Annotated in this window: 20 protein-coding genes; 11 read left to right on the top strand and 9 right to left on the bottom strand. The window is 60.8% G+C overall.

Translation table 11 applies throughout. The features are described from left to right. Positions 1–130: 130 nt before the first annotated feature. The 9 genes from betI (at position 131) to yccS (ending at position 13982) form a co-directional block, all read left to right on the top strand. On the top strand, positions 131–724 hold the full coding sequence (gene betI, locus AC1D1M_RS22235) for a transcriptional regulator BetI (protein ID WP_477777267.1): 594 nt from the start codon (positions 131–133) through the stop codon (positions 722–724). Between the two features lie 62 nt (positions 725–786). Next, on the top strand, positions 787–2259 hold the full coding sequence (betB, locus tag AC1D1M_RS22230) for a betaine-aldehyde dehydrogenase (protein ID WP_477777266.1): 1473 nt from the start codon (positions 787–789) through the stop codon (positions 2257–2259). 151 nt (positions 2260–2410) lie between these two features. Next, entirely contained in the window at positions 2411–4111 is a 1701-nt protein-coding gene (betA, locus tag AC1D1M_RS22225; RefSeq protein WP_477777265.1) for a choline dehydrogenase, read from the top strand. Positions 4112–4396: 285 nt separating this feature from the next. Then, the gene (locus tag AC1D1M_RS22220) at positions 4397–5839 is read left to right on the top strand and encodes a TldD/PmbA family protein (RefSeq protein WP_477777264.1); all 1443 of its coding nucleotides are present in this window, start codon (positions 4397–4399) and stop codon (positions 5837–5839) included. After that, positions 5839–7176: a TldD/PmbA family protein gene (locus AC1D1M_RS22215; protein ID WP_477777326.1), complete on the top strand. Its 1338-nt coding sequence runs from the start codon at positions 5839–5841 to the stop codon at positions 7174–7176. The genes AC1D1M_RS22220 and AC1D1M_RS22215 overlap by 1 nt, the downstream gene beginning before the upstream one ends. A 169-nt stretch (positions 7177–7345) precedes the next feature. Beyond that, positions 7346–8773, top strand: a complete 1428-nt coding sequence (gene mdtD, locus AC1D1M_RS22210; protein ID WP_477777263.1) for a multidrug transporter subunit MdtD — start codon at positions 7346–7348, stop codon at positions 8771–8773. A 105-nt stretch (positions 8774–8878) separates the two neighbouring features. Then, complete coding sequence (gene dbpA, locus AC1D1M_RS22205; RefSeq protein WP_477777325.1) at positions 8879–10216, top strand: ATP-dependent RNA helicase DbpA; 1338 nt, start codon at positions 8879–8881, stop codon at positions 10214–10216. A 142-nt stretch (positions 10217–10358) separates the two neighbouring features. After that, complete coding sequence (locus AC1D1M_RS22200) at positions 10359–11537, top strand: BaiN/RdsA family NAD(P)/FAD-dependent oxidoreductase (RefSeq protein ID WP_477777262.1); 1179 nt, start codon at positions 10359–10361, stop codon at positions 11535–11537. Between the two features lie 261 nt (positions 11538–11798). Continuing rightward, entirely contained in the window at positions 11799–13982 is a 2184-nt protein-coding gene (gene yccS, locus AC1D1M_RS22195; RefSeq protein ID WP_477777261.1) for a YccS family putative transporter, read from the top strand. A 72-nt stretch (positions 13983–14054) separates the two neighbouring features. Here yccS and AC1D1M_RS22190 read toward each other — a convergent pair whose 3' ends face one another. Then, on the bottom strand, positions 14055–14792 hold the full coding sequence (locus AC1D1M_RS22190) for a substrate-binding periplasmic protein (RefSeq protein ID WP_477777260.1): 738 nt from the start codon (positions 14790–14792) through the stop codon (positions 14055–14057). 257 nt (positions 14793–15049) lie between these two features. Here AC1D1M_RS22190 and AC1D1M_RS22185 point away from each other — a divergent pair, with 257 nt between their 5' ends. Then, complete coding sequence (locus AC1D1M_RS22185; protein WP_477777259.1) at positions 15050–15502, top strand: GNAT family N-acetyltransferase; 453 nt, start codon at positions 15050–15052, stop codon at positions 15500–15502. Between the two features lie 123 nt (positions 15503–15625). Here AC1D1M_RS22185 and AC1D1M_RS22180 read toward each other — a convergent pair whose 3' ends face one another. Genes AC1D1M_RS22180 through AC1D1M_RS22170 form a run of 3 tightly spaced genes read right to left on the bottom strand, consistent with a single transcriptional unit; the run spans position 15626 to position 18617 of the window. Continuing rightward, the gene (locus AC1D1M_RS22180; RefSeq protein WP_116261465.1) at positions 15626–15922 is read right to left on the bottom strand and encodes a winged helix-turn-helix domain-containing protein; all 297 of its coding nucleotides are present in this window, start codon (positions 15920–15922) and stop codon (positions 15626–15628) included. Positions 15923–15959: 37 nt separating this feature from the next. Continuing rightward, positions 15960–16448, bottom strand: coding sequence for a YgjP-like metallopeptidase domain-containing protein (locus AC1D1M_RS22175; protein WP_477777258.1), 489 nt, complete (start codon positions 16446–16448; stop codon positions 15960–15962). A 45-nt stretch (positions 16449–16493) separates the two neighbouring features. Next, entirely contained in the window at positions 16494–18617 is a 2124-nt protein-coding gene (locus AC1D1M_RS22170) for a putative bifunctional diguanylate cyclase/phosphodiesterase (RefSeq protein ID WP_477777257.1), read from the bottom strand. A gap of 323 nt (positions 18618–18940) precedes the next feature. Between AC1D1M_RS22170 and AC1D1M_RS22165 the strand changes: the two genes are divergently transcribed. After that, complete coding sequence (locus AC1D1M_RS22165; RefSeq protein ID WP_477777256.1) at positions 18941–19609, top strand: polysaccharide lyase family 7 protein; 669 nt, start codon at positions 18941–18943, stop codon at positions 19607–19609. 113 nt (positions 19610–19722) lie between these two features. On the opposite strand, the gene fba is transcribed toward AC1D1M_RS22165, so the two are convergent. From fba to epd, 5 genes are all read right to left on the bottom strand, one after another. Continuing rightward, the gene (gene fba / locus AC1D1M_RS22160; RefSeq protein ID WP_007981624.1) at positions 19723–20787 is read right to left on the bottom strand and encodes a class II fructose-bisphosphate aldolase; all 1065 of its coding nucleotides are present in this window, start codon (positions 20785–20787) and stop codon (positions 19723–19725) included. A gap of 235 nt (positions 20788–21022) precedes the next feature. After that, positions 21023–21352 carry an MliC family protein gene (locus AC1D1M_RS22155; protein ID WP_477777255.1) on the bottom strand — a complete coding sequence of 110 codons (330 nt, stop codon included), beginning with the start codon at positions 21350–21352 and terminating at the stop codon, positions 21023–21025. 56 nt (positions 21353–21408) lie between these two features. Next, positions 21409–21630 carry a hypothetical protein gene (locus tag AC1D1M_RS22150; RefSeq protein ID WP_477777254.1) on the bottom strand — a complete coding sequence of 74 codons (222 nt, stop codon included), beginning with the start codon at positions 21628–21630 and terminating at the stop codon, positions 21409–21411. A 35-nt stretch (positions 21631–21665) separates the two neighbouring features. Further along, positions 21666–22829, bottom strand: a complete 1164-nt coding sequence (locus AC1D1M_RS22145; RefSeq protein ID WP_057712964.1) for a phosphoglycerate kinase — start codon at positions 22827–22829, stop codon at positions 21666–21668. A gap of 12 nt (positions 22830–22841) precedes the next feature. Continuing rightward, a complete protein-coding gene (epd, locus tag AC1D1M_RS22140) occupies positions 22842–23894 on the bottom strand; it encodes an erythrose-4-phosphate dehydrogenase (protein ID WP_008050248.1) in 1053 nt (350 codons plus the stop codon). Positions 23895–23976: the final 82 nt, after the last annotated feature.

Raw genomic sequence — 23976 nt, 5'->3', positions numbered from 1 at the left:
TCTGTAGGCAGCGACGATTTGTCGCAGATCTTATTCTTTGTTGATTGAACGTTCAATCAAAACAAAATAGACTGGCCTTCAACCCGGTAGCCGTCCTACGTCCACCGGAAGGCCTAAGGAGATGTGCAAGATGCCCAAGGTCGGTATGCAACCCATCCGCCGCCAGCAATTGATCGAAGCCACTTTGCAGGCCGTCGATCAGGTCGGAATGGGGGACGCCAGCATTGCGCTGATCGCCCGTTTGGCCGGTGTCTCGAACGGCATCATCAGTCACTACTTTCAGGACAAGAATGGCCTGATCGCCGCCACCATGGGGTACCTGATGACCGTCCTGAGCGAGAACGTCACCCTGCGCCGACAGGCGCTGAAAGATGACAGCCCACGGGCGCATCTGCAGGTGATCATCGAAGGCAACTTCGACGCCAGCCAGGTCAATGGCCCGGCAATGAAAACCTGGCTGGCCTTCTGGGCCACCAGCATGCACCAGCCGTCTTTGCACAGGTTGCAGCGGATCAACGATCACCGTCTGTATTCCAACCTGTGCTGCCAGTTCCGCCGCGTGCTGCCGCTCAATGATGCGCGCAGCGCCGCCCGGGGCCTGGCAGCGTTGATTGACGGCTTGTGGTTGCGCGGCGCGCTGTCGGGAGATGCTTTCGACACCGGGCAGGCACAACGGATCGCTTACGAATACATGGATACCCAACTGGCCAAGCGGGTGAGTTAGAGCACACATAAACGCTCAACCACCGAACCGTGCCAACCACTTAATGCTCTTGCGAGGACTTTATGGCCCGTTTCGAACTGCAAAAACTCTACATCGATGGCGCTTACAGTGACGCCAGCAGCGACGCCACTTTCGAAGCCATCAACCCGGCTAACGGCGAAGTCCTCGCAAAAGTACAACGTGCGACCAAGGACGACGTCGAGCGCGCTGTGGTCAGCGCCGAAAAGGGCCAGAAAATCTGGGCCGCGATGACCGCCATGGAGCGTTCGCGCATCCTGCGTCGCGCCGTGGAAATCCTGCGCGAGCGCAACGACGAACTGGCCGCCCTGGAAACCCTGGACACCGGCAAGTCGTACTCCGAAACCCGCTACGTCGACATCGTCACCGGCGCTGACGTACTGGAGTACTACGCAGGTCTGGTCCCGGCCATCGAAGGCGAGCAGATTCCGCTGCGCACCACTTCGTTCGTCTACACCCGTCGCGAGCCGCTGGGCATCGTGGCCGGTATCGGCGCGTGGAACTACCCGATCCAGATTGCCCTGTGGAAATCCGCACCAGCCCTGGCCGCCGGTAACGCGATGATCTTCAAGCCAAGTGAAGTCACCTCGCTGACCACCCTGAAACTGGCCGAGATCTACACCGAAGCCGGCGTGCCAAACGGCGTGTTCAACGTTCTGACCGGCAGCGGCCGTGAAGTCGGCACCTGGCTGACCGAACACCCGCGCATCGAGAAAGTCTCGTTCACCGGCGGCACCGACACCGGCAAGAAAGTCATGGCCAGCGCTTCGAGCTCTTCGCTCAAGGATGTGACCATGGAACTGGGCGGCAAGTCGCCGCTGATCATCTGCGACGACGCCGACCTCGATCGCGCTGCCGACACCGCGATGATGGCCAACTTCTACAGCTCCGGGCAGGTCTGCACCAACGGCACTCGCGTGTTCGTACCGGCCCACCTGAAAGCCGCTTTCGAAGCCAAGATCGCTGAGCGCGTTGCACGCATCCGCATCGGCAACCCGGAAGACGAAAACACCAACTTCGGTCCGCTGGTCAGCTTTGCGCACATGGAAAGCGTGCTGGGCTACATCGCCAAGGGCAAGGAAGAAGGTGCCCGCCTGCTGTGCGGCGGTGAGCGCCTGACCGACGGCGAGTTCGCCAAAGGTGCGTTCGTGGCTCCAACCGTGTTCACCGACTGCACCGACGACATGACCATCGTCCGTGAAGAAATCTTTGGCCCGGTCATGGCGATCCTGTCCTACGAAACCGAGGAAGAAGTGATCCGTCGCGCCAACGACACCGAATTCGGCCTGGCCGCCGGTATCGTCACCAAGGACCTGAACCGCGCCCACCGCGTGATTCATCAGCTGGAAGCCGGTATCTGCTGGATCAACGCCTGGGGCGAGTCCGACGCGAAGATGCCGGTTGGCGGCTACAAGCAGTCGGGTGTCGGCCGCGAGAACGGCATCAGCTCGCTGAACAACTTCACCCGCATCAAATCGGTACAGGTCGAGCTGGGCGATTACGTCTCGGTGTTCTAAGGCGACATTCGCTTCGCCTGCGAGGCCGTCATCGCGAGCAGGCTCGCTCCCACAGGAGTCCCCATTCCAATGTGGGAGCGAGCCTGCTCGCGATCGAGTGCGCAGCACTCACCAAGGCCTGACCTGACCAACTTCAAAGAGGGTGCATTCAATGTCCCAAGAATTCGACTACATCATCATCGGTGCCGGCTCGGCCGGTAACACCCTGGCGACCCGTCTGACCGAAGACGCAGGCGTCACCGTCCTGCTGCTCGAAGCGGGCGGCCCGGACTACCGTTTCGACTTCCGCACGCAGATGCCGGCCGCCCTGGCGTTCCCGCTGCAAGGCCGTCGCTATAACTGGGCCTACGAAACCGATCCGGAGCCACACATGGACGGTCGTCGCATGGAGTGCGGTCGCGGCAAGGGCCTGGGCGGTTCTTCGCTGATCAACGGCATGTGCTACATCCGCGGCAACGCCATGGACTACGACGGCTGGGCGAAACTGCCAGGCCTGGAAGACTGGACCTACCTCGACTGCCTGCCGTATTTCCGTAAAGCGGAAACCCGCGACATCGGCCCGAACGACTACCACGGTGGTGAAGGCCCGGTCAGCGTGACCACGCCGAAAGCCGGCAACAACCCGCTGTTCCATGCCATGGTTGAAGCCGGTGTGCAGGCCGGTTATCCGCGCACCGAAGACTTGAACGGCTACCAGCAAGAAGGCTTCGGCCCGATGGACCGCACCGTGACGCCTAAAGGTCGTCGTGCCTCCACCGCTCGCGGGTACCTGGACGTCGCCAAGAAGCGTTCGACCCTGACCATCGTCACCCACGCCCTGACCGACAAGATCCTGTTCGAAGGCAAGCGTGCGGTCGGCGTGCGTTACCTGGTTGGCGCGGCTGAAGAGCGCGTTGAAGTCAAAGCGCGCAAGGAAGTACTGCTATGCTCCGGCGCCATCGCTTCGCCGCAGATCCTGCAACGCTCCGGCGTCGGCCCGGCCGAACTGCTGAACAAGCTCGACATTCCGGTGGTCCACGACCTGCCGGGCGTCGGTGAAAACCTGCAGGATCACCTTGAGCTGTACCTGCAATACGCTTGCACCCAACCGGTCTCGCTGTATCCGTCGCTGCTCTGGTACAACCAGCCGGCCATCGGTGCCGAGTGGCTGTTCAACGGCACCGGCATCGGCGCCAGCAACCAGTTCGAAGCCGGCGGTTTCATCCGTACCCGTCCGGAATTCGAATGGCCGAACATCCAGTACCACTTCCTGCCGGTAGCGATTAACTACAACGGCAGCAACGGTGTGAAGGAGCACGGCTTCCAGGCGCACATGGGCTCCATGCGCTCGCCAAGCCGTGGTCGCATCCAGGCCAAGTCCAAGGACCCGCGCCAGCACCCGAGCATCCTGTTCAACTACATGGCCACCGAGCAGGACTGGCAGGAATTCCGCGACGGCATCCGCCTGACCCGGGAAATCATGCAGCAACCTGCGCTGGACGCCTTCCGTGGCCGCGAAATCAGCCCGGGCATCGAAGTGCAAACCGATAAACAGCTGGACAAGTTCATCCGCGAGCACGCCGAAACCGCGTTCCACCCGTCCTGCTCGTGCAAGATGGGCACCGACGAGATGGCCGTGGTCGATGGCGAAGGTCGCGTGCATGGCATGCAGGGTCTGCGTGTGGTCGATGCGTCGATCATGCCGATCATCACCACCGGCAACCTCAACGCACCGACGATCATGATGGCCGAGAAAATCGCCGACAAGATCCGCGGCCGCAAGCCGTTGCCGCGCAGCACCGCCACTTACTATGTGGCCGGTGAAGCGCCGGTGAAGGGCAAGCCGGTGCGGGATTTGAGCCAGACTGCATAAGTCGACAGACCGCGTCGAACCTATCGCGAGCAAGCTCGCTCCCACAGGTTTCGGGTTGGATTGCAGATTTGTGATCCAACCGAGCCCCCTGTGGGAGCGAGCTTGCTCCGGGCGGCGTTCCGACGATGGCGCCCGAACAAACAACACACAGCTCCCAGTAATCCCCCCCTCCACAGATCCAAACTTGATCCTCCCCCCTTCGCAGGCCTAATCTAGCGCCACGCAATCGTTCCCCCCCCCTCGCAACACCGCTCCATCGCCACTCCATACCCAGGAGGTTCATGAATGTTTGATTTCCATCCCCAGCTCAAGCAGCGATTCGCTGCCTTGCGCACGGGTGCTGAATTCTTTTCCCTGCGTTATGTGCGCGAATCCGGGCAGTACCTGTCGGTGCGCAAGAACGTCGCCGAACCACCGAGCCTGAGCCGCGACGAAGGCGCGATGCTGACCGTGCGGGTCAATGGCGTCGAGGCCTATGCGGCCACCAACGACCTGTCGCAACAAGGCCTGCAAGCCGCCCTCGAACGCGCCGAACTCCAGGCCCGTCGACTCAAGCCCCACGCTTTGCTGGACCTGCGTGAACAGGCTGTATCCAGCGACCGCGCCGATTACTTTTCACCCAACCTCGACCAGGCCTTCCCGACTCTGAGCGACTGCTACCAACTGCTTGGCAGCGAGTCGGCCGCCGTGCCCAAGGACGAGCGTCTGGTGAACTGGCAGGTCAGCCTCGGTATCACCCACGTCGAGCAGATCTACCTCAATAGCGCCGGTGCCGAACTGCGCCAGGCCCAACGCTTTGTGTACCCCGGCCTGGACGTAACGGCCTACGACGGTAACGACAGCCAGACCCGCAGCCTTGGCCGCGAGAACTTCGGCCAGCAAGGCGCGGCGGACGTCATCAGCCGTTGTGGCCTGATCGGCGCCGGTGCCCAAGTGGCCGATCAGGCCCTGCAATTGCTCCTTGCGCCAAACACCCCGCAAGGCAAGCGTGACCTGCTGCTGATGCCCGACCAGATGATGCTGCAAATCCACGAGTCCATCGGCCATCCGCTGGAGCTGGACCGCATCCTCGGCGACGAGCGCAATTACGCCGGCACCAGTTTCGTCAAAGCCAGCGATTTCGGCAGCCTGCAATACGGTTCCGGCCTGCTCAACGTGACCTTCGACCCGGACATTCCCGAGGAACTCGCCAGCTACGGCCATGACGACGACGGCACGCCCGCCAGCAAACAATTCCTGATCCGCGAAGGCCTGTTGCTCCGCCCGCTGGGCGGTGCGTTGTCGCAATTCCGTGCCGGCATGGACGGTGTCGCCAACAGCCGCGCCTGTGGCTGGAACCGCCCGCCGATCGACCGCATGGCCAACCTCAACATCGAACCGGGCGATCAGTCCATCGAGCAGTTGATCGGAGGTATCGAACACGGCGTGCTGATGTCGACCAACCGTTCATGGTCGATCGACGATGCCCGCAATAAATTCCAGTTCGGCTGCGAGTGGGGCCAACTGATCGAAAACGGCGAACTCAAGGGCGTGGTGAAGAATCCCAATTACAGGGGCATCTCCGCGCAGTTCTGGAAAAGCCTCAGCGCCGTCGGCGATGCCAGTACCTTGAAGGTCCTCGGCACACCGAACTGCGGCAAGGGCGAACCGAACCAGGTGATCCGCGTCGGCCACGCGTCACCGGCCTGCGTGTTCAGCAACGTTGATGTATTCGGAGGAGACGCATGATGAATCCTTCAAACAGCCAGTCCGCGTCGTTCAAGGCGCTGGTCAACAGCCTGCGAGCAGCCCTGCGCGAGCCCGAGCAGTTCACCCTCAGCTATGCAGCTGAATCGTCGGCCTTCATACGTTTCAACCACGCCAAGGTGCGTCAGGCCGGTCAGGTGCAACAGGCAAGTATCGGCCTGAAGCTGATCAACGAAGGCCGCCATGCCGACCTGCACATCACCCTGGCCGGCGATCCGCAGGTGGATGCGCAGCGCCTGAGCGAAGGTCTGCAACAGCTGCGTGACACCTTGCCGCTGCTACCTCCTGACCCGTATCTGCTGCTCAACTACAACGGTTGGCAGAGCAACAACGTGCAGTCGCAACCGCTGCCGGACACTGAGCAGGTGGTCGCGCAAATCACCCAGGCCGCCGAAGGCCTGGATCTTGTCGGTTTCTACGCTGCGGGCCCGATCAGTCGTGGCTTTGCCAGTTCTTCTGGCGCCTTCGGCTGGCATCAGGCCAACAGCTTCAACTTCGACTTCAGCCTGTTCCACGAGAACGGCCAGGCCGTGAAAGCCAGCTACGCCGGTCACGACTGGAACAGCGAGGGCTTTGCCAGACGCTTCCAGCTAGCCCGCGAGCAGCTTGAATATCTGGGCCGGCCGCTGCGCACTTTGCCGCCCGGCCAATACCGCGCCTACCTGGCACCGGCGGCGCTGGAAGAAATCATGGGCATGCTGTGCTGGGGTGGCTTCTCGGCACAGTCGATTGCCAGCAAAAGCAGCCCGCTGCAAAAGCTCTACGGTGGCGACAGCGCGTTCAGCCCGCTGGTCTCGCTGGATGAAAAAGTCAGCGGCTCGCTGAGCCCGGCGTTTTCCGATGAAGGTTATCCGCGCAGCGATCTGGGGTTGATCGTCGACGGCAAGGCCGGGGCACGACTGGTCAGCTCGCGCAGCGCCGCCGAATACGGCTTGACCGCCAATGGCGCCAGCGGCGGTGAATCGCCGAGCGCGCTGAACATGAAAGCCGGGGCATTGCCTGACGCGGACATCCTCAAGCAACTGGGCACAGGGTTGTACATCAGCAACCTGTGGTACCTGAATTTCTCGGACCAACCGGCCGCACGCCTGACCGGCATGACCCGGTTTGCCACATTCTGGGTCGAGAACGGCGAGATTCAGGCACCGGTCAACACCATGCGTTTTGATGACAGCGCCTTCAGCCTGCTCGGTTCGCAGCTGGAAGCGTTGACCGAGGAGCGGGAGTTGTTGTTGTCGGCGAGTACGTACAGCCAGCGGGCGACGGCTTCGGCGTTGTTGCCGGGGGCACTCGTAAAACGGCTCACATTAACGCTGTAACCACAAACTCCCGGAACACCGGGAACCTTGTGGGAGCGAGCTTGCTCGCGATAGGGCCATTTCATTCAACATCAGTGTCGACTGATCTACCGCTATCGCGAGCAAGCTCGCTCCCACACAGACTGTGATCACAAAGTATTTTGAGTTGACTTCATCCACAAGAGGTCCCATGCCCAACCGCCCGCCTCTCGACGCTGTAACCGCCCGCTGGATACCCTGGGTCGTCGCCATTGCCTTCTTCATGCAGTCCCTCGACGGGACGATTCTCAACACTGCCCTGCCGGCCATGGCCCGGGACCTGGCCGAAGACCCATTGCGCATGCAGGGTGTGATCATCGCCTACATGCTCACGGTCGCGCTGCTGATCCCGGCTTCGGGCTGGATCGCCGATCGCTTCGGCACCCGAAAGATCTTCTTCAGCGCCATTCTGCTGTTCAGCTTCGGTTCGCTGCTCTGCGCGCTGTCGAGCAGCCTGACCATGCTAATCGGTGCCCGGGTGATCCAGGGCCTGGGAGGCGCGTTGATGTTGCCGGTCGGGCGGCTGGTGGTGTTGCGCGCCTACCCGCGCTCGGAACTGGTGCGGATCATGGGCTTCATCACCATTCCCGGACTGCTCGGCCCGTTGATCGGCCCGACCATGGGCGGCTGGATGGTGCAATACCTGACCTGGCACTGGATCTTCCTGATCAACCTGCCGGTGGGGCTGGTCGGTTGCTACGCCGTGTGGAAATTCATCCCCGACCTGCGCGGTTCCGAGCGCACCCGTTTCGATAGCCTGGGCTTCGTGCTGTTTGGCGCGGCGATGATTCTGATCACCATCGCCATGGAAGGCCTGGGCGAATTGCACCTGCCGCACCTGCGGGTGATGTTGCTGCTGTTCGGCGGCATGGCGTGCCTGGCGGCGTACTGGCTGCGTGCCGGGCATATCGACAATCCGTTATTCGCGCCGTCGCTGTTCAAGACCCGGACCTTTGCCGTGGGCATTCTCGGCAACCTGTTCGCCCGCCTCGGCAGCGGCGCCCTGCCCTTTTTGGTGCCATTGCTGCTGCAAGTGGCGCTGGGCTATTCGCCGTCCCAGGCCGGGATGAGCATGCTGCCCCTGGCGGCGGCGGCGATGATCGCAAAGTGGGTCGCGCGGCCGCTGATCGAGCGTTTGGGCTACCGCATCGTGCTCACCGGCAACACCCTGGCGCTGGGGATCATGCTGGCAAGCATGGGCCTGGTCAGCGAGCAGACGCCGTACTGGCTGCTGCTGTGTCTACTGGCGATCCTTGGCGCGATCAATTCCTTGCAGTTCACTGCGATGAACACTGTGACCCTGATCGACCTCGACGATGCCAGCGCCAGCAGCGGCAACAGCCTGCTGTCGGTGGTCGCGCAATTGTCCCTGAGCCTGGGCGTGGCCTGCGCCGGTGCATTGCTCGGCGGGTTCACGGCGGAGATTGGAAACGACGGGGTAGACACGGTTCTGGGTGCCTTCCAGCTGACATTCGTGACGGTAGGCATCATGGCGATGCTGGCCGCGACGATCTTCTCGCAACTGTCAAAGAATGACGGACGGCGTGTTAAACGTCCGGAACAGCACATAGAGCCTTAGGGCGAATCGCCATCGGACTGGTACACTGCGCGACATTTTGTTTTGCAGGCCAGTCCCGTGACCACCATCGCCACCGAATTTAATACTTTGCCGCTGTCCGCCGCCATGCTGGCTAACCTCGACTCCCTCGGTTATGCCCAGATGACGCCGATCCAGGCGCAAAGCTTGCCGGTGATCCTCAAGGGGATGGACCTGATCGCCCAGGCCAAGACCGGCAGCGGCAAGACCGCCGCCTTCGGCATCGGCCTGCTGAACCCGATCAATCCGCGCTACTTCGGTTGCCAGGCGCTGATCCTGTGCCCAACCCGCGAGCTGGCCGACCAGGTCGCCAAGGAAATCCGTCGCCTGGCCCGTGCCGAAGACAACATCAAGGTCCTGACCCTGTGCGGCGGCGTGTCCCTCGGGCCGCAGATCGCTTCGCTGGAGCATGGCGCGCACATCATCGTCGGCACCCCAGGCCGTATTCAGCAGCACCTGCGCAAGGGTTCGCTGGTACTCCACGGTCTCAACACTCTGATCCTCGACGAAGCCGACCGCATGCTCGACATGGGTTTCTACGATTCCATCGAAGAAATCATCATGCAGGCCCCGGAACGTCGCCAGACCCTGCTGTTCTCCGCCACTTACCCGGTGGGCATCAAGCAGCTGGCCTCGAAGTTCATGCGTAACCCGCAGCAAGTGAAGGCCGAAGCGTTCCACGACGACACGCAGATCGAGCAGCGTTTCTACGAGATTTCCCCGGACGACCGCATGAGTGCGGTGACCAAGGTGCTTGGCCACTTCCGCCCGGCTTCCTGCGTGGCCTTCTGCTTCACCAAGCAGCAGGTCCAGGAAACCGTCGATCACCTGACCGCCAAAGGCATCTCCGCCGTCGGCCTGCACGGCGATCTGGAACAGCGTGACCGCGACCAGGTATTGGCGATGTTCGCCAACCGTAGTACTTCGGTACTGGTCGCCACCGACGTCGCCGCCCGCGGCCTCGACATTGACTCGCTGGACATGGTGATCAACGTCGAATTGGCCCGTGATTCGGAAATCCATATCCACCGTGTCGGCCGTACTGGCCGTGCCGGTGAGAAAGGCCTCGCGATCAGCCTGGTGGCGCCGTCCGAAGCACAGCGCGCACAAGCCATTGAGCAATTGCAGAAGACACCGTTGACCTGGGATCAGGTCGACAACCTCACCTCCAAGGGTGGTGGTCCGCTGCTGCCGCAGATGAGCACCCTGTGCATCGGCGCCGGCCGTAAAGACAAGGTTCGTCCGGGCGACATTCTGGGTGCACTGACCGGTGACGCCGGCATCCCCGGCGCCCAGGTCGGCAAGATCGCGATTTTCGACTTCCAGGCCTACGTGGCCGTGGAGCGCGGCGTTGCCAAGCAGGCCTTGCAGCGCTTGAACGACGGCAAGATCAAGGGCCGTTCGTTGCGCGTGCGCATCCTGTAAGAACAACGCTTTTCCCTGTGGGAGCGAGCTTGCTCGCGATGGCGGACTGTCAGACAACAACTATGTTGAATGTGCCGACCTCATCGCGAGCAAGCTCGCTCCCACAATTGTTTTTGTGGTGAAACACTGAGAGGACACCGTTTTGCGCTCTACCGAAGTCGTGATCATTGGCGCTGGCGCCGCAGGGTTGATGTGTGCACTGACCGCCGCCGGGCGCGGGCGCAAGGTGTTGCTGCTCGACCATGCCAACAAGGCCGGCAAAAAAATCCTGATGTCGGGCGGTGGTCGCTGCAATTTCACCAACATGTACACCGAACCGGGCAATTTCCTCTCGCAGAATGCGCACTTCTGCAAATCTGCCCTGGCCCGTTACACCCAATGGGATTTCATTGGCATGGTGGCCAAGCATGGCGTGCCGTACCACGAGAAAAAACTCGGCCAGTTGTTCTGCGATAACAAATCCAGCGACATCCTGGAAATGCTGCTGAACGAGTGCGATCAGGTCGGCGTCAGCCTGCACCTGGACACCTCGATCCAGACCATCGAGAAGCTTGAGAAGGGCTATTTGCTGGACACGACGCTCGACCAGATAACGTGCGAATCGCTGGTAATCGCCACCGGCGGCCTGTCGATCCCCACCCTGGGCGCCACCGGTTTCGGTTACCAGGTCGCCAGGCAGTTTGGCCACGAGCTGCTGCCGACCCGCGCCGGTCTCGTGCCGTTCACCATCACCGACCAGCTCAAGGCCTTGTGCACCGAGTTGTCCGGCACGTCGGTGGATTGCCTGGTGAGCTGCAACGACCAGAGTTTCCGCGAGAACATCCTGTTCACCCACCGCGGCCTCAGCGGCCCGGCGATTTTGCAGATTTCGTCGTTCTGGGAGTCCGGCGATACCGTCGAGATCAACCTGATGCCCGACCACGACGTACCAAACTGGCTGCAACAGCAACAGGCCGAACGCCCCAACAGCGAGTTGAAAACCCTGCTCGGGGAAATCTTCACCAAGAAGATGGCCAACCTGCTGGCGGACAACTGGTTCATCTCCAAACCGATGAAGCAATACACCCACGCGGAACTGGCCGATATCGCGGAAAAACTGGCGAGTTGGAAAGTCGTGCCGGCGGGCACCGAAGGCTATCGCACCGCCGAGGTGACCCTGGGCGGCGTCAACACCAATGAAGTGTCGTCCAAGACCATGGAATCGCTGAAAAGCCCGGGGCTGTACTTCATCGGCGAAGTGCTGGACGTGACCGGGCATCTGGGCGGGTTCAATTTCCAGTGGGCGTGGGCATCCGGATACGCCGCCGCGCAGTACGTCTGATTCAAAAATCAACACAATCCCTGTGGGAGCGAGCTTGCTCGCGATGAGGGCATAACATTCAACAGAGATGTTGACTGACAGTCMGCCATCGCGAGCAAGCTCGCTCCCACAGGTTTCTCGGCCAGCCACAAAACCGGTGACCAACCCAGATCACCCATGCTCAAAGGAACAAATTTTGCTGTCTGATGTGATCGACGCCATTGCGTCGGCGTCATTAGTGGCTCAATTTAGCGTCATTGCCTCGGAAGGCCTTCGCATTTCATGTCATCGACTTCGTTCCGCCAGTCTCTGCGGCGCCTTTGGGCGCTGGATAAATTCAGCTACAGCGTGCGGGTATTCATTGCCCTGACCGGCACCATGGCGCTGTGTTGGTATCAGGACGAAATGGGCCTGCTGATCCCGTTGTTCCTGGGGATTATCGCCAGCGCCCTGGCCGAGACCGACGACAGCTGGCAGGGCCGTCTCAATGCGCTGGCCGTGACGCTGGTGTGTTTCGCGGTTGCCGCCCTGTCTGTCGAACTGCTCTTCCCCTACCCCTCGCTGTTTATCATCGCCTTCGCCCTGGCCGCGTTCTGCCTGACCATGCTCGGCGCTCTCGGCGAGCGCTATGGCGCGATCGCCTCGGCGACGTTGATTCTGTCGGTCTACACCATGATCGGCGTGGACCAGCGTGGCGGCGCGGTCATCGATGTCTGGCACGAGCCGGTGCTGCTGGTGGCCGGTGCCGCCTGGTACGGCCTGCTCTCGGTGTTGTGGCAGGCGCTGTTTTCCAATCAGCCAGTGCAGCAGAGCCTGGCGCGGTTGTTCCGCGAGCTGGGTTTTTACCTGAAGCTGAAATCTTCGCTGTTCGAACCGATCCGGCAGATGGACGTGGAAGCGCGGCGCCTGGAATTGGCCCAGCAGAACGGCCGGGTGGTGGCGGCACTGAACGCCGCCAAAGAGATCATCCTGCACCGGGTCGGCAACGGTCGCCCGGGGTCGAAAGTCAGCCGCTACCTGAAACTGTATTTCCTCGCCCAGGACATCCACGAACGCGCCAGCTCATCGCACTATCCTTACAACGCCCTGGCCGACGCCTTCTTCCACAGCGACGTGCTGTTCCGCTGCCAACGCCTGTTGCGCCAGCAAGGCAAAGCCTGCCGGGCCCTGGCCGAATCGATCCAGATGCGCCAGCCGTTCACCTATGACGCCAATTTCGCCGAAGCCCTGAGCGACCTGGATGCCTCTCTCGAACACCTGCGCATCCAGAGCAACCCGGCCTGGCGTGGTTTGCTGCGTTCACTGCGGGCACTGGCGGCCAACCTCGGCACCCTCGACCGCTTGCTCAGCGATGCCAGTAACCCTGACGCCCTGGCCGACGCCACCGACAGCAGCCTGCTCGACCGCTCGCCGCGCAACCTCAAGGACGTGTGGCTGCGGTTGCGCACGCAGCTGACGCCGACCTCGCTGCTGTTCCGCCATGCCCTGCGATTGCCCCTGGCCTTGAGCATCGGCTACGCCATGGTGCATTTGATCCACCCGTCCCAAGGCTACTGGATCATCCTCACTACGCTGTTCGTCTGCCAACCGAACTACGGCGCCACCCGCCGCAAACTCGGTCAGCGGATCATCGGCACCGCCATCGGCCTGACCCTGGCCTGGGCGTTGTTCGACCTGTTCCCGAACCCGCTGATCCAGTCGTGTTTCGCCATCGCCGCCGGGGTGGTGTTCTTTACCAACCGCACCACCCGCTACACCCTGGCGACGGCGGCAATCACCTTGATGGTGCTGTTCTGCTTCAACCAGGTGGGTGACGGTTACGGGCTGTTCCTGCCACGGTTGTTCGATACCTTGCTCGGCAGCCTGATCGCCGGGCTGGCGGTGTTCCTGTTCCTGCCGGACTGGCAGGGGCGGCGCCTGAACAAAGTGCTGGCCAACACCCTGGCCTGCAACAGCATTTACCTGCGCCAGATCATGCAGCAATACGCTGCGGGCAAAAGCGACGACCTGGCCTACCGCCTGGCCCGCCGCAACGCGCACAACGCCGACGCGGCGCTGTCGACCACACTGGCCAACATGCTGATGGAGCCGGGGCATTTCCGTAAGGAAGCGGATGTCGGATTCCGCTTCCTGGTGCTGTCGCACACCCTACTCAGCTACCTGTCAGGCCTGGGCGCACATCGGGAAACCCAACTGCCGGCGGACGTGCGTGAACATTTGATCGACGGGGCCGGGGTGAAACTGGCTGCGAGCATCGACGAAATCGCCCAGGGGCTGGCGAGCAAGTCTTCGATTGCGATTCAGAGCGATGAAGAAGAAGCACTGGCCAATGAACTGGAACAGATGCCCGATGAAATCGATGAAGGGCAGCGGCTGGTGCAGACGCAACTGGCGCTGATTTGTCGTCAGCTCGGGCCGTTGCGGACGTTGGCGGCGCATCTGATCAAGGATACGAGTGAGGATTGAGACCCGCGGTGTCCGGGCGGGCCTCATCGCGATGAGGCCATCAGCAACAGCACAGAATCTGGATCAACTCACTTACATCCCATGCTGCCTCATCAACTTGTCATAACTCCCGTCCGCCTTCATCGCCGCGATCTCGCGATCGAAACCGGCTACGATCCGTGCATGCTCGGGGTTCTTCAGGCTGACCAGAATATGCAGGCTGTTCTCGCTCAAGGGCTTGGGCAGGAATTCCACGGCATTACGTACCTTGGGTGACTCACGGGCCAGGTAGTAGCGGGCGACGTACTCATCTTCCAGCGTCAGTTTGACCCGGTCGGCAGCGACCATGCGCACTGCCATGGCGAAGCTGTGCACCGGGATTTTCTGCAACGAGTCGTCGTTGTCGAACGCTGGCGAATAGGCGTAACCGCGCACGATGGCAATCGGATACGTGTGCAATTGCTGCAGGTCATTGAATTCGATGACCGCGTCTTTGCGCTTGATAAAACGTACGCGATTGAGCAGGTACTCGCCGGAAAACTGGCCGAATTTTGTACGCTCGTCGTTGTACCAGGCATTGACCAGCACGTCGTAGCGGCCCTCACCCACGCCCATCAAGGCCCGTGCCCAGGGCACTTGTTCAAACTCACTGGCATAGCCGGCCCTGGCGAGCGCGGTACTGACAATATCCGTGGCCAAACCACCGTTGACGAGCGTGGAATCGGTAAAGGGGGGCCAGGCATCAGCGACCAACCGCAGTTTTTCTGCCGCCGCTCCCTGAACCAGCAACAGCAATCCAATCAAAGCAAATGCTTGATGCAATCGCGGCATGCTAGAAAATCCTTAGCGGGCGGATTGCCCGACGTGTTTTCAGCCAAAACCCCAAGGCTCCATACCGGCAAGACCCGGGTACTAAACATTAGCTCATCGAAGCCACAGCACAGCGCTTCGATCCAGATTACACAAAGAAGCCATGCGCGCGAGAAATGAATGATGGCATTTTGGCCTATGTCACAGATTCTTCCGCCATAAAGACTTCTGGCGTGACTGCGCTTAGTATCGGAACGACGTTTTCAGGGAATCAAAACATGACAGTCGATTGGATCTGCAAACACCACAGTGACCTGGGCAAGGAGCAGCTGTACGCCATTTTGCAGCTGCGCGCCGAGGTGTTCGTCGTCGAGCAGCAATGCGCTTATCAAGACGTGGATGGCCAGGACCTGGAAGGTGACACTTGTCACTTGATGGCCTGGGACGGCAATCAACTGGTGGCCTATCTGCGGCTGCTCGACCCGGAACTGCAAGGCGGGGACGTAGTGATCGGTCGGGTGATCATTGCTCCACACGCACGAGGCGCCGGGCTTGGACATGAGTTGATGGACCAGGCGTTGAAGCAGATTGAAGAACGCTGGCCTGAAACGCCGATCTACCTCTCGGCCCAGACGCATTTGCAGGGGTATTACGGGCGGTACGGGTTTGTCGTGACGGGTGAGGAGTTTGTCGAGGATGGCATTCCACACATTGGCATGCGTCGTCCTTGAAGGACCCATCGCGAGCAAGCTCGCTCCCACAGGTTTCCGGTTGGATTGAATAATTTTGATCCAACCGCGATCACTGTGGGAGCAAGCTTGCTCGCGATGGCGTCAGTTCAGGCAACGCAAATCTCAGGGATACTCCAGCACCGCCTTGATCTGCCGCAGATTACGTTCGATCCAACCGCGATCAATCGCCCCCCACTCGCGAATCCGATAGCGCCCCGCATGGTTGCGCGCGCCCTCTTCCTGCTCGAATTCACAAACGATATCCAGATCCGCCAACGCCGCGATGGTGTCCTGCGCCGTGCGCCGGGGCATGCCGGTGACCTCGGTCAGCGTCGGGACACTGCTGGCCAGCCCGCTGTCGATCAAGTACGCCACGTACAACCGGCGGTAGAAGCTGCTCTTGGTCTTGCTTACGTCCATCCAATGCTCCTTAAAAGATCGCAGCCTGCGGCAGCTCCTACAGATCCCGCCACGTCAGGTACACCCGCACATCAAATTCCACCTGGTGATAACCCGGCAGCATGTGCTCGCACAGTTTGTAGAAGGCCTTGTTGTGGTCCGATTCCTTGAAGTGCGCCAGCTCATGCACCACGATCATTTTCAGGAACTCGCAAGGCGCTTCCTTGAACAGCGAAGCGATGCGGATTTCCTTCTTGGCCTTGAGTTTGCCGCCCTGCACCCGCGAGATCGTGGTGTGCAGGCCAAGGGCACGGTGGGTCAGGTCCAGGCGGTTGTCGAACAGCACCTTGTCGATGGCCGGAGCATTACGCAGGTACTCCTGCTTGAGGTCCAGGGCATAGGTGTACAGCGCCTTGTCGCTCTGCACCCCATGCTTTTGCGGGTAACGCTGGCTCAGGTAATCGCCCAGCCGACCGTCGGCGATCAGCTGGCGCACCTGGTCCTGCAAGGTAGCGGGATAGGCCTGGAGATATGTCAACACGGTCATCGGGGCGGCAATACACGTCACTAAAAGGTCGCCAGTGTAGCGAATTCAGCAGGGCAGCGCGCTCCAGTCAAACGGCTGGACAAAGACCCCGGTGTCTTCGGCCATCATCGGCCGGGCCACCAGAAAACCTTGCACATACTCACAGCCATTGGCTTGCAGCCATTCATACTGCGCGACGGTTTCCACCCCTTCGGCAATCACCAGCATCCCGAACTGTTTGCACAGGTCGATCACACTGCGTACCAGCGCCGCATCCCTTGTCGACTCCGGCAACCGGGCGATCAGATGGCGGTCGATCTTGAGGGTGTCCAGTTCCAGGTCGCGCAAGTACGACAGGGAGCACGGTCCGGCCCCGAAGTCATCGAGTGCCACTCGTACGCCCAAATTGTGCAGCAGGCGCAATTGCTTGCGGGCTTCTTCGGGGTTGTGCATCAAGGCCTCTTCCGTGACCTCGACTTCCAGAAGATGCGGTTGCAAGCCATGGCGCACCAGCACCTGGCGCAACTCGGTGACAAGGTTGAGCATGCCGAACTGAGTACTGCTCAAGCTGACGCCGAGCACCAGGTCCTCGGTAAACAGGGACTCCCAGGCTTTGCGTTGCCCGGCGCCGCGATGGTAGATCCAGCTGCCCAGGCGACTGATCAGCCGCGCCTCCTCCAGCAACGGCAAAAACAGCCCCGGGGGGACATCGCCAACGCTCGGATGCTGCCAGCGCAACAAGGCCTCGAAGCCACGAATGCGCCCGTCGGCAATCGCAACCTGAGGCTGATACACCAGATTGAAATCGTGGTTCTCGATGGCCGTGCGCACACTTTCTTCCAGCATCAGCCGCGTGCGAGCCCGGCCGTTCATTTCATGATCGTAGAAGCGATATTGCTGGCGGCCGGCACGCTTGGCTTCATACATGGCGATATCGGCCGCCCGCAGCATGCCGTCGAGATTGGCACCACAATCAGGGAACGTGGCGATGCCGATGCTGGCACCCAGGGCGATATCGAGGCCGTCGATCTGCTGACAGATCGACACTCGCTCGATGAGCTTCTCGGCAATCTTCGCCGCTTGCTCGGGGAACTCCAGATCCAGCAGCGCGGTGAATTCGTCGCCGCCCATCCGCGCCAGAATGTCGAAGGGCCGCAAGCAGGCCTTCAACTGTTCGGAGACCCAGCGCAGCACCCGATCGCCGGCATCGTGCCCGAGCGAATCATTGACTCGCTTGAAGCCGTCAAGGTCCAGGTACATCAAGACCCAGGAACTGTCGGAACGCTCGCCGCGCAACAGCAGGTTCTCTACGGTCTGGTAGAAACCCCGGCGGTTGAGCAACCCGGTCAGCGGATCGGTGACCGCCTGAAATTCCAGTTGCTTATGCAGATGGCGCACCACCGACATGTCCAGCACGGTCACCACCATCGCATGTTGCTCGGCAGGCAATGGCGCGCAGGACAAGGCCACCGGCACCTGCTGGCCGGGTGCCGTACGCAACAGGGCATCATGCAGGCGCAAGGTTTCACCGCGTTTGTAGCCCGTGAAAAACTCGGAATCGACCCAGATCGGGACATGCGGTTTTTGCAGGTAGTCCAGAAATTCCTTGCCTTGCAGCTCCTGCACGGGGGCATTGAGCAACCGCGACATCGCCGGGTTGGCAAAACGAATCAGACCGTCCTCACCCAACACCAGAATGCCTTCGGCCGCGTTATCCAGCACCGACGCATTAAAGGCACGAGCGGATTCCAGATCATGACTCAGACGCTGCAAGGCCCGGCGGTTACGCTGGTGTTCGAGCAACGCCTGGACCTTGGGCGTGAAGATTTGTGGGTCGAACGGCTTGAACAGGTAATCCACCGCACCGCTGGCATAGCCCTTGATCACCGCGTCCTGGGACTGTTCGTTAGCGGTCAGGAAAATGATCGGCGTGAGACGGGTCCGCTGGCTACCACGCATCAGGCGTGCCACTTCATAACCGTCCATGCCCGGCATCTGCACGTCCAGCAGCACCAGGTCGATATCGTGTTCAAGTAACAAGCCGAGGGCCTCGAAACCCGAGGCGGCAGTAATGACCCGCCAGTCCTGGCGCTGTAACAACGCGCGCATGCTGATCAGGTTTTCAGGGTAATCGTCGACGACTAAAAGGGTTGAGCCGCCTTCTACTGGCGTGGGTTGCGCGCATTCCATGCTGCTTCTCTTATTGCGGGGAGTCAGGCCGGTTTCTCGTGAAAACCGGACAAATACTGTGCCCTCACTCTAGACCCGGTTCTGCAAAAGCAGAAGGTGTCAGTGAGCCATCATTTAATCATTGTGTCTTTTTACCGACTAACGGTCGATGGTGCAGGCCCATGAAGACCGGGAAAGATGGTATTCCGACAGGATGTTGACGTCAGCCACCCGTCAGACGAACATTAACAAAATATCCCGCTACGCTTATAAAGGCCGCCCCAAAGGTGCGGCCTAGAGCTTCTGGCACGTCCGTGCAGCATGAATCAAATGGAAGAACCGACATGATCGATCTTGCAACCTGGAACCTCAGCGTCCCCGTCGGCAGCCCGCCGTACACCGTCGAAACCTCCAAACTGGTGGACGGCTTCAAGGATCAATACTTCCATTCCGACACCGGCACATTGTTTTTCTGGACGCCCGTGACCGGCTCTCGTACAGAAAACGCGATTTATCCGCGCACCGAATTACGTGAAACCTACAGCAACGGCACGTTGCACAACTGGTATTACCCGGATGCCGACAATTTGTTGTATGCCACTCTGGCAGTGAACCAGGTGCCGAGTTCCGGGAAAATCGTCATCGGCCAGATCCATGCCTATCAAAGCCAGAAACCTCTGGTGAAGGTCGAATACCAATACAAAACCAGTACAGCCACCGGCAATATCGTCGCCAAAGTCCGGATGCATCCCGATGATGATGTGGGCCAGGTGATCACCATTGCGACGGGGGTGAAACTCGACCAGGAGTTTTCCTACCTCATCCACTTGAGCCCCGGCGGTGCACTGGGCATCAGTGCGGCGGGTTACCAATGGGATACCAATATCAGTACGACGTGGCGCGACAAACCGCTGTACTTCAAGGCCGGGGTGTATGTGCAGGACAACACCGGGTACACCACTGAAGGCGGGGAAGTGACCTTCAGCAAGCTGGATATCGATCACAATCAATAGCGCATATTCCGACAAGCCCCCTCGCCACAATGACTCAGCCAAAATCGATTTAGCGCCCACAAAAAAACCCGCCTCTCGGCGGGTTTTTCATCAAGGCAGTTTAACGCTAAGGCTTAGTTGACCTTGGCGTTCAGCTCACCTTTCAGATAACGCTGATACATGCCTTCCAGCGAGATCGCCTTTATCTTCGAAGCGTTGCCGGCAGTGCCGAAGGCTTCGTAGCGAGCGATACACACGTCGCGCATGGCGGTGACGGTGGCGCCGAAGAATTTACGCGGGTCGAACTCGCTCGGGTTGGTGGCCATCAGGCGACGCATCGCACCGGTGGACGCCAGGCGCAGGTCGGTGTCGATGTTGACCTTGCGCACGCCGTGCTTGATGCCTTCGACGATTTCTTCAACCGGTACGCCGTAGGTTTCCTTGATGTCGCCGCCGTACTGGTTGATGATCGCCAGCCACTCTTGTGGAACCGAAGACGAACCGTGCATCACCAGGTGAGTGTTCGGAATGCGCTTGTGGATTTCCTTGATGCGGTCGATCGCCAGCACGTCACCGGTAGGCGGCTTGGTGAACTTGTAGGCGCCGTGGCTGGTACCGATGGCGATGGCCAGGGCATCAACCTGAGTGCGTTTTACGAAGTCAGCGGCTTCTTCCGGGTCGGTCAGCATCTGGCTGTGATCCAGAACGCCTTCGGCGCCGATACCGTCTTCTTCACCGGCCATGCCGGTTTCCAGCGAACCCAGGCAACCCAGCTCGCCTTCTACCGAAACGCCACAGGCGTGAGCCATGGCCACGGTTTGTTGGGTAACACGGACGTTGTAGTCGTAGTCGGTCGGGGTCTTGCCGTCTTCACCCAGGGAACCGTCCATCATCACCGAGCTGAAGCCCAGTTGAATGGAGCGCTGGCAGACGTCAGGGCTGGTGCCGTGGTCCTGGTGCATGCACACCGGGATGTGCGGGAATTCTTCGATGGCTGCCAGGATCAGGTGACGCAGGAACGGTGCGCCGGCGTATTTGCGAGCACCGGCCGAAGCCTGGACGATCACCGGGGAGTCAGTCTTGTCAGCGGCTTCCATGATGGCGCGCATCTGCTCAAGGTTGTTGACGTTGAAGGCTGGAACGCCGTAGCCGAACTCGGCTGCGTGGTCCAGCATCTGGCGCATGCTGATAAGTGCCATTGTGTGTATCTCTCCCGGTTGAGGGTCGTTAATCGTGCCAGCCTGCCGGAGCGGCGGCGGCTATTCAAGTTTTTGCAGATCGGGGGTTGGCCCGGGCTGCGGATTCGGGTGTTGCATCAACTCTAAAACGTCGGTCCCTCTGTGGGAGCGAGCTTGCTCGCGATGGTGGCCCAGACAACGTGGGCATTCAGGCACCCAGCGTCATCGTTAACGACCATCGCGAGCAAGCTCGCTCCTACAGGTGACAGCCACGGCCGATCAAATCATTGGTGGCGACCCAGTAAACCAGGCCTTCCTCACCCTTTATGTGAAACGCCAGCATGTCATTGCTGTACAGCGAACCCGATGCACCCGGTTCCTGCTTCAGGCGGTAGACCTGATCGGCACCGCCCAGGCGCACGTCGACTTCCCTAAGGCTGTCGTCGGTGTAGCGCCACAGCACTTTGGCCTGGCTGTCGCAGGTCCAGGTGGTCCAGTTATCCACAGGGGTGGACGACTGGAACAGGTTCAACTGAGCACAACCCGCCAACAGCGCCAGCGCCGTAACGGCGATAAAACCTTTCATCCGTGTCCCTCGGCTGACGACGCACGCCACCAGCCCTGAGTAAAGAGTCAGACCCGTCAAGGGCAGCCATGTTCCTTGGCGGGTGTCTGGGTCTCGTATTTGTCCAGGCCCTCGGGCCCGGAGCGCTTGTTGAGCACCGGGTTGGTTTCGGCCTGCCAGTCAGCCTGGTAGCAGCCTTTTTCCGACTCGGACGGCGCAGGTTCCGGTGTAGCCTTCGGGTTACTCCCGCACGCCACCAGTGAACCCGCGACGATCAACAGCGCTAACGTCTTGACCATGTAAACACTCCCTTGCCTGGTCAAACGGGCGACCCTCAGGCCTTGGCCCGGCTTTCCAGGACTTCAACGGCTGGCAGAACCTTGCCTTCGACGAATTCAAGGAACGCGCCACCGCCGGTAGAAATGTAGGAGATCTGCTCGGCAACGCCATACTTGTCGATGGCGGCCAGGGTGTCGCCACCGCCGGCAATGGAGAACGCCGCGCTGTCTGCGATGGCCTGGGCCAGCACTTTGGTGCCGTTTCCGAACTGGTCGAACTCGAACACGCCGACCGGACCGTTCCACAGGATGGTCTTCGACGACTTCAACAGCTCGGCGAAATTCGCCGCGGTCTGCGGGCCGATGTCCAGGATCATGTCGTCGGCAGCGACGTCAGCGATCAGCTTGACCGTCGCAGCGGCGCTTTCAGCGAATTCCTTGGCAACCACCACGTCCACCGGCAGCGGCACGCTGACTTTGGCGGCGATGGCACGAGCAGTGTCCAGCAGGTCCGGCTCGTACAGCGACTTGCCGACCGGATGGCCGGCAGCGGCCAGGAAGGTGTTGGCGATGCCACCGCCAACGATCAACTGGTTGCAGATCTGGCTCAGGCTGTTCAGCACGTCGAGTTTGGTCGAGACCTTGGAGCCGGCGACGATGGCCGCCATTGGCTGTGCCGGGGCGCCCAGGGCTTTGCCCAGTGCGTCCAGTTCAGCGGCCAGCAGCGGGCCGGCAGCAGCGACTTTGGCGAACTTGGCCACGCCGTGGGTCGAACCCTCGGCACGGTGAGCGGTGCCGAAGGCGTCCATCACGAACACGTCGCACAGGGCGGCGTATTGCTGGGCCAGTTCGTCAGCGTTCTTTTTCTCGCCCTTGTTGAAGCGCACGTTTTCGAACAGCACGATGTCGCCCGCTTTCACGTCGACACCGCCCAGGTAGTCGGCCACCAGCGGCACTTCACGACCCAGAGCACGGCTCAGGTAGTCGGCGACTGGCTTGAGGCTGTTCTCGGCCGAGAACTCGCCTTCGGTCGGACGGCCAAGGTGCGAGCAGACCATCACGGCCGCGCCTTTTTCCAGGGCCAGCTTGATGGTCGGCAGCGAGGCCAGGATACGCGCATCGCTGGTGACAACACCGTCCTTGACTGGGACGTTGAGGTCTTCGCGGATCAATACGCGCTTACCTTGCAGATCGAGGTCGGACATCTTCAACACGGTCATGGGTCGCACTTCCTACGGTTTTTTTGAAGTTGCTGTTTGCAGATAGTGTTCTGCAACGTCCAGCATTCGGTTGGCAAAACCCCATTCGTTGTCGAACCAGGCCAGGATGTTCACCAGCCGTGGGCCGGAAACGCGGGTCTGACTGGCATCGACGATCGCCGAATGTGGGTCATGGTTGAAATCACAGCTTGCGTGGGGTAGCTCGGTATAGGCCAGCAGGCCTTTGAGCGGGCCGCTGGTGGCGGCTTCGCGCAGGATCCGGTTGACCTCGGTGGCGTCGGTCGCGGTGGCGGTCTGCATCGTGATATCGAGGCAGGACACGTTGACCGTCGGCACCCGCACGGCTTTGGCCTGAATTCGGCCGGCAAGTTCCGGCAGCAGGCGTTCGATACCTCGCGCCAGACCGGTGGACACCGGAATCACCGACTGGAACGCCGAGCGGGTGCGGCGCAGGTCTTCGTGGTGATAGGCATCGATGACCGGCTGATCGTTCATGGCCGAGTGAATGGTGGTGATCGACACGTAATCCAGACCAATGGCCTGATTCAGCAGACGCAACAGCGGCACGCCGCAGTTGGTGGTGCAGGACGCGTTGGACACCAGCAACTCGTCGCCGGTCAGGCAATCCTGGTTCACGCCATAGACGATGGTCGCGTCGACGTCCGTCTCGCTGGCCATCGGCTGGGAAAACAGCACACGCGGGGCGCCGGCGTCGAGGAAACGCTGGCCGTCTTCGCGGGTGTGGTAAGCGCCGGAGCACTCCAGCACCAGATCGACGCCCAGGGACGCCCAATCGATGCCTTCGGGGGTGGCACTGCGCAGGACCTTCACGCAGTCGCCATTGATATGCAGACAATCGCCGTCGACCTTCACTTCGCCGGGGAACCGGCCATGGGTGGAGTCGAAACGTGTCAGGTATTCGATGCTGGCCATGTCGGCCAGATCGTTGATCGCGACAATCTCGAACCCGGCCTTCTCGCCTCGCTCGAACAACGCACGCAAGACGCAACGACCAATCCGGCCGTAGCCGTTGAGTGCAACTTTGTAAGGACGCGGTTGAGGCATGGGGTTCTCGATTACCGTGGTGAATCCGTCAGTGCAGCGTTGAATGTTCCATTGTCATCGCGAGCAAGCTCGCTCCCACAGG

The sequence above is a fragment of the Pseudomonas sp. P1_F7 genome (assembly GCF_056405655.1).
Note: the sequence above shows the minus strand (reverse complement) of the source record. Positions and strands in the feature narration are given on the sequence as shown.

Coding starts and splice junctions, on each gene's coding strand:
- AC1D1M_RS22220 (WP_477777264.1), top strand. CDS start 4,397: ATGTTTGATTTCCATCCCCAGCTCAAGCAGCGATTCGCTGCCTTGCGC.
- AC1D1M_RS22145 (WP_057712964.1), bottom strand. CDS start 22,829: ATGACCGTGTTGAAGATGTCCGACCTCGATCTGCAAGGTAAGCGCGTA.
- dbpA (WP_477777325.1), top strand. CDS start 8,879: ATGCTGGCTAACCTCGACTCCCTCGGTTATGCCCAGATGACGCCGATC.
- AC1D1M_RS22190 (WP_477777260.1), bottom strand. CDS start 14,792: ATGCCGCGATTGCATCAAGCATTTGCTTTGATTGGATTGCTGTTGCTG.
- AC1D1M_RS22155 (WP_477777255.1), bottom strand. CDS start 21,352: ATGAAAGGTTTTATCGCCGTTACGGCGCTGGCGCTGTTGGCGGGTTGT.
- yccS (WP_477777261.1), top strand. CDS start 11,799: ATGTCATCGACTTCGTTCCGCCAGTCTCTGCGGCGCCTTTGGGCGCTG.
- betB (WP_477777266.1), top strand. CDS start 787: ATGGCCCGTTTCGAACTGCAAAAACTCTACATCGATGGCGCTTACAGT.
- AC1D1M_RS22165 (WP_477777256.1), top strand. CDS start 18,941: ATGATCGATCTTGCAACCTGGAACCTCAGCGTCCCCGTCGGCAGCCCG.
- fba (WP_007981624.1), bottom strand. CDS start 20,787: ATGGCACTTATCAGCATGCGCCAGATGCTGGACCACGCAGCCGAGTTC.
- betI (WP_477777267.1), top strand. CDS start 131: ATGCCCAAGGTCGGTATGCAACCCATCCGCCGCCAGCAATTGATCGAA.
- AC1D1M_RS22215 (WP_477777326.1), top strand. CDS start 5,839: ATGAATCCTTCAAACAGCCAGTCCGCGTCGTTCAAGGCGCTGGTCAAC.
- AC1D1M_RS22175 (WP_477777258.1), bottom strand. CDS start 16,448: ATGACCGTGTTGACATATCTCCAGGCCTATCCCGCTACCTTGCAGGAC.
- mdtD (WP_477777263.1), top strand. CDS start 7,346: ATGCCCAACCGCCCGCCTCTCGACGCTGTAACCGCCCGCTGGATACCC.
- AC1D1M_RS22150 (WP_477777254.1), bottom strand. CDS start 21,630: ATGGTCAAGACGTTAGCGCTGTTGATCGTCGCGGGTTCACTGGTGGCG.
- epd (WP_008050248.1), bottom strand. CDS start 23,894: ATGCCTCAACCGCGTCCTTACAAAGTTGCACTCAACGGCTACGGCCGG.
- AC1D1M_RS22185 (WP_477777259.1), top strand. CDS start 15,050: ATGACAGTCGATTGGATCTGCAAACACCACAGTGACCTGGGCAAGGAG.
- betA (WP_477777265.1), top strand. CDS start 2,411: ATGTCCCAAGAATTCGACTACATCATCATCGGTGCCGGCTCGGCCGGT.
- AC1D1M_RS22180 (WP_116261465.1), bottom strand. CDS start 15,922: ATGGACGTAAGCAAGACCAAGAGCAGCTTCTACCGCCGGTTGTACGTG.
- AC1D1M_RS22170 (WP_477777257.1), bottom strand. CDS start 18,617: ATGGAATGCGCGCAACCCACGCCAGTAGAAGGCGGCTCAACCCTTTTA.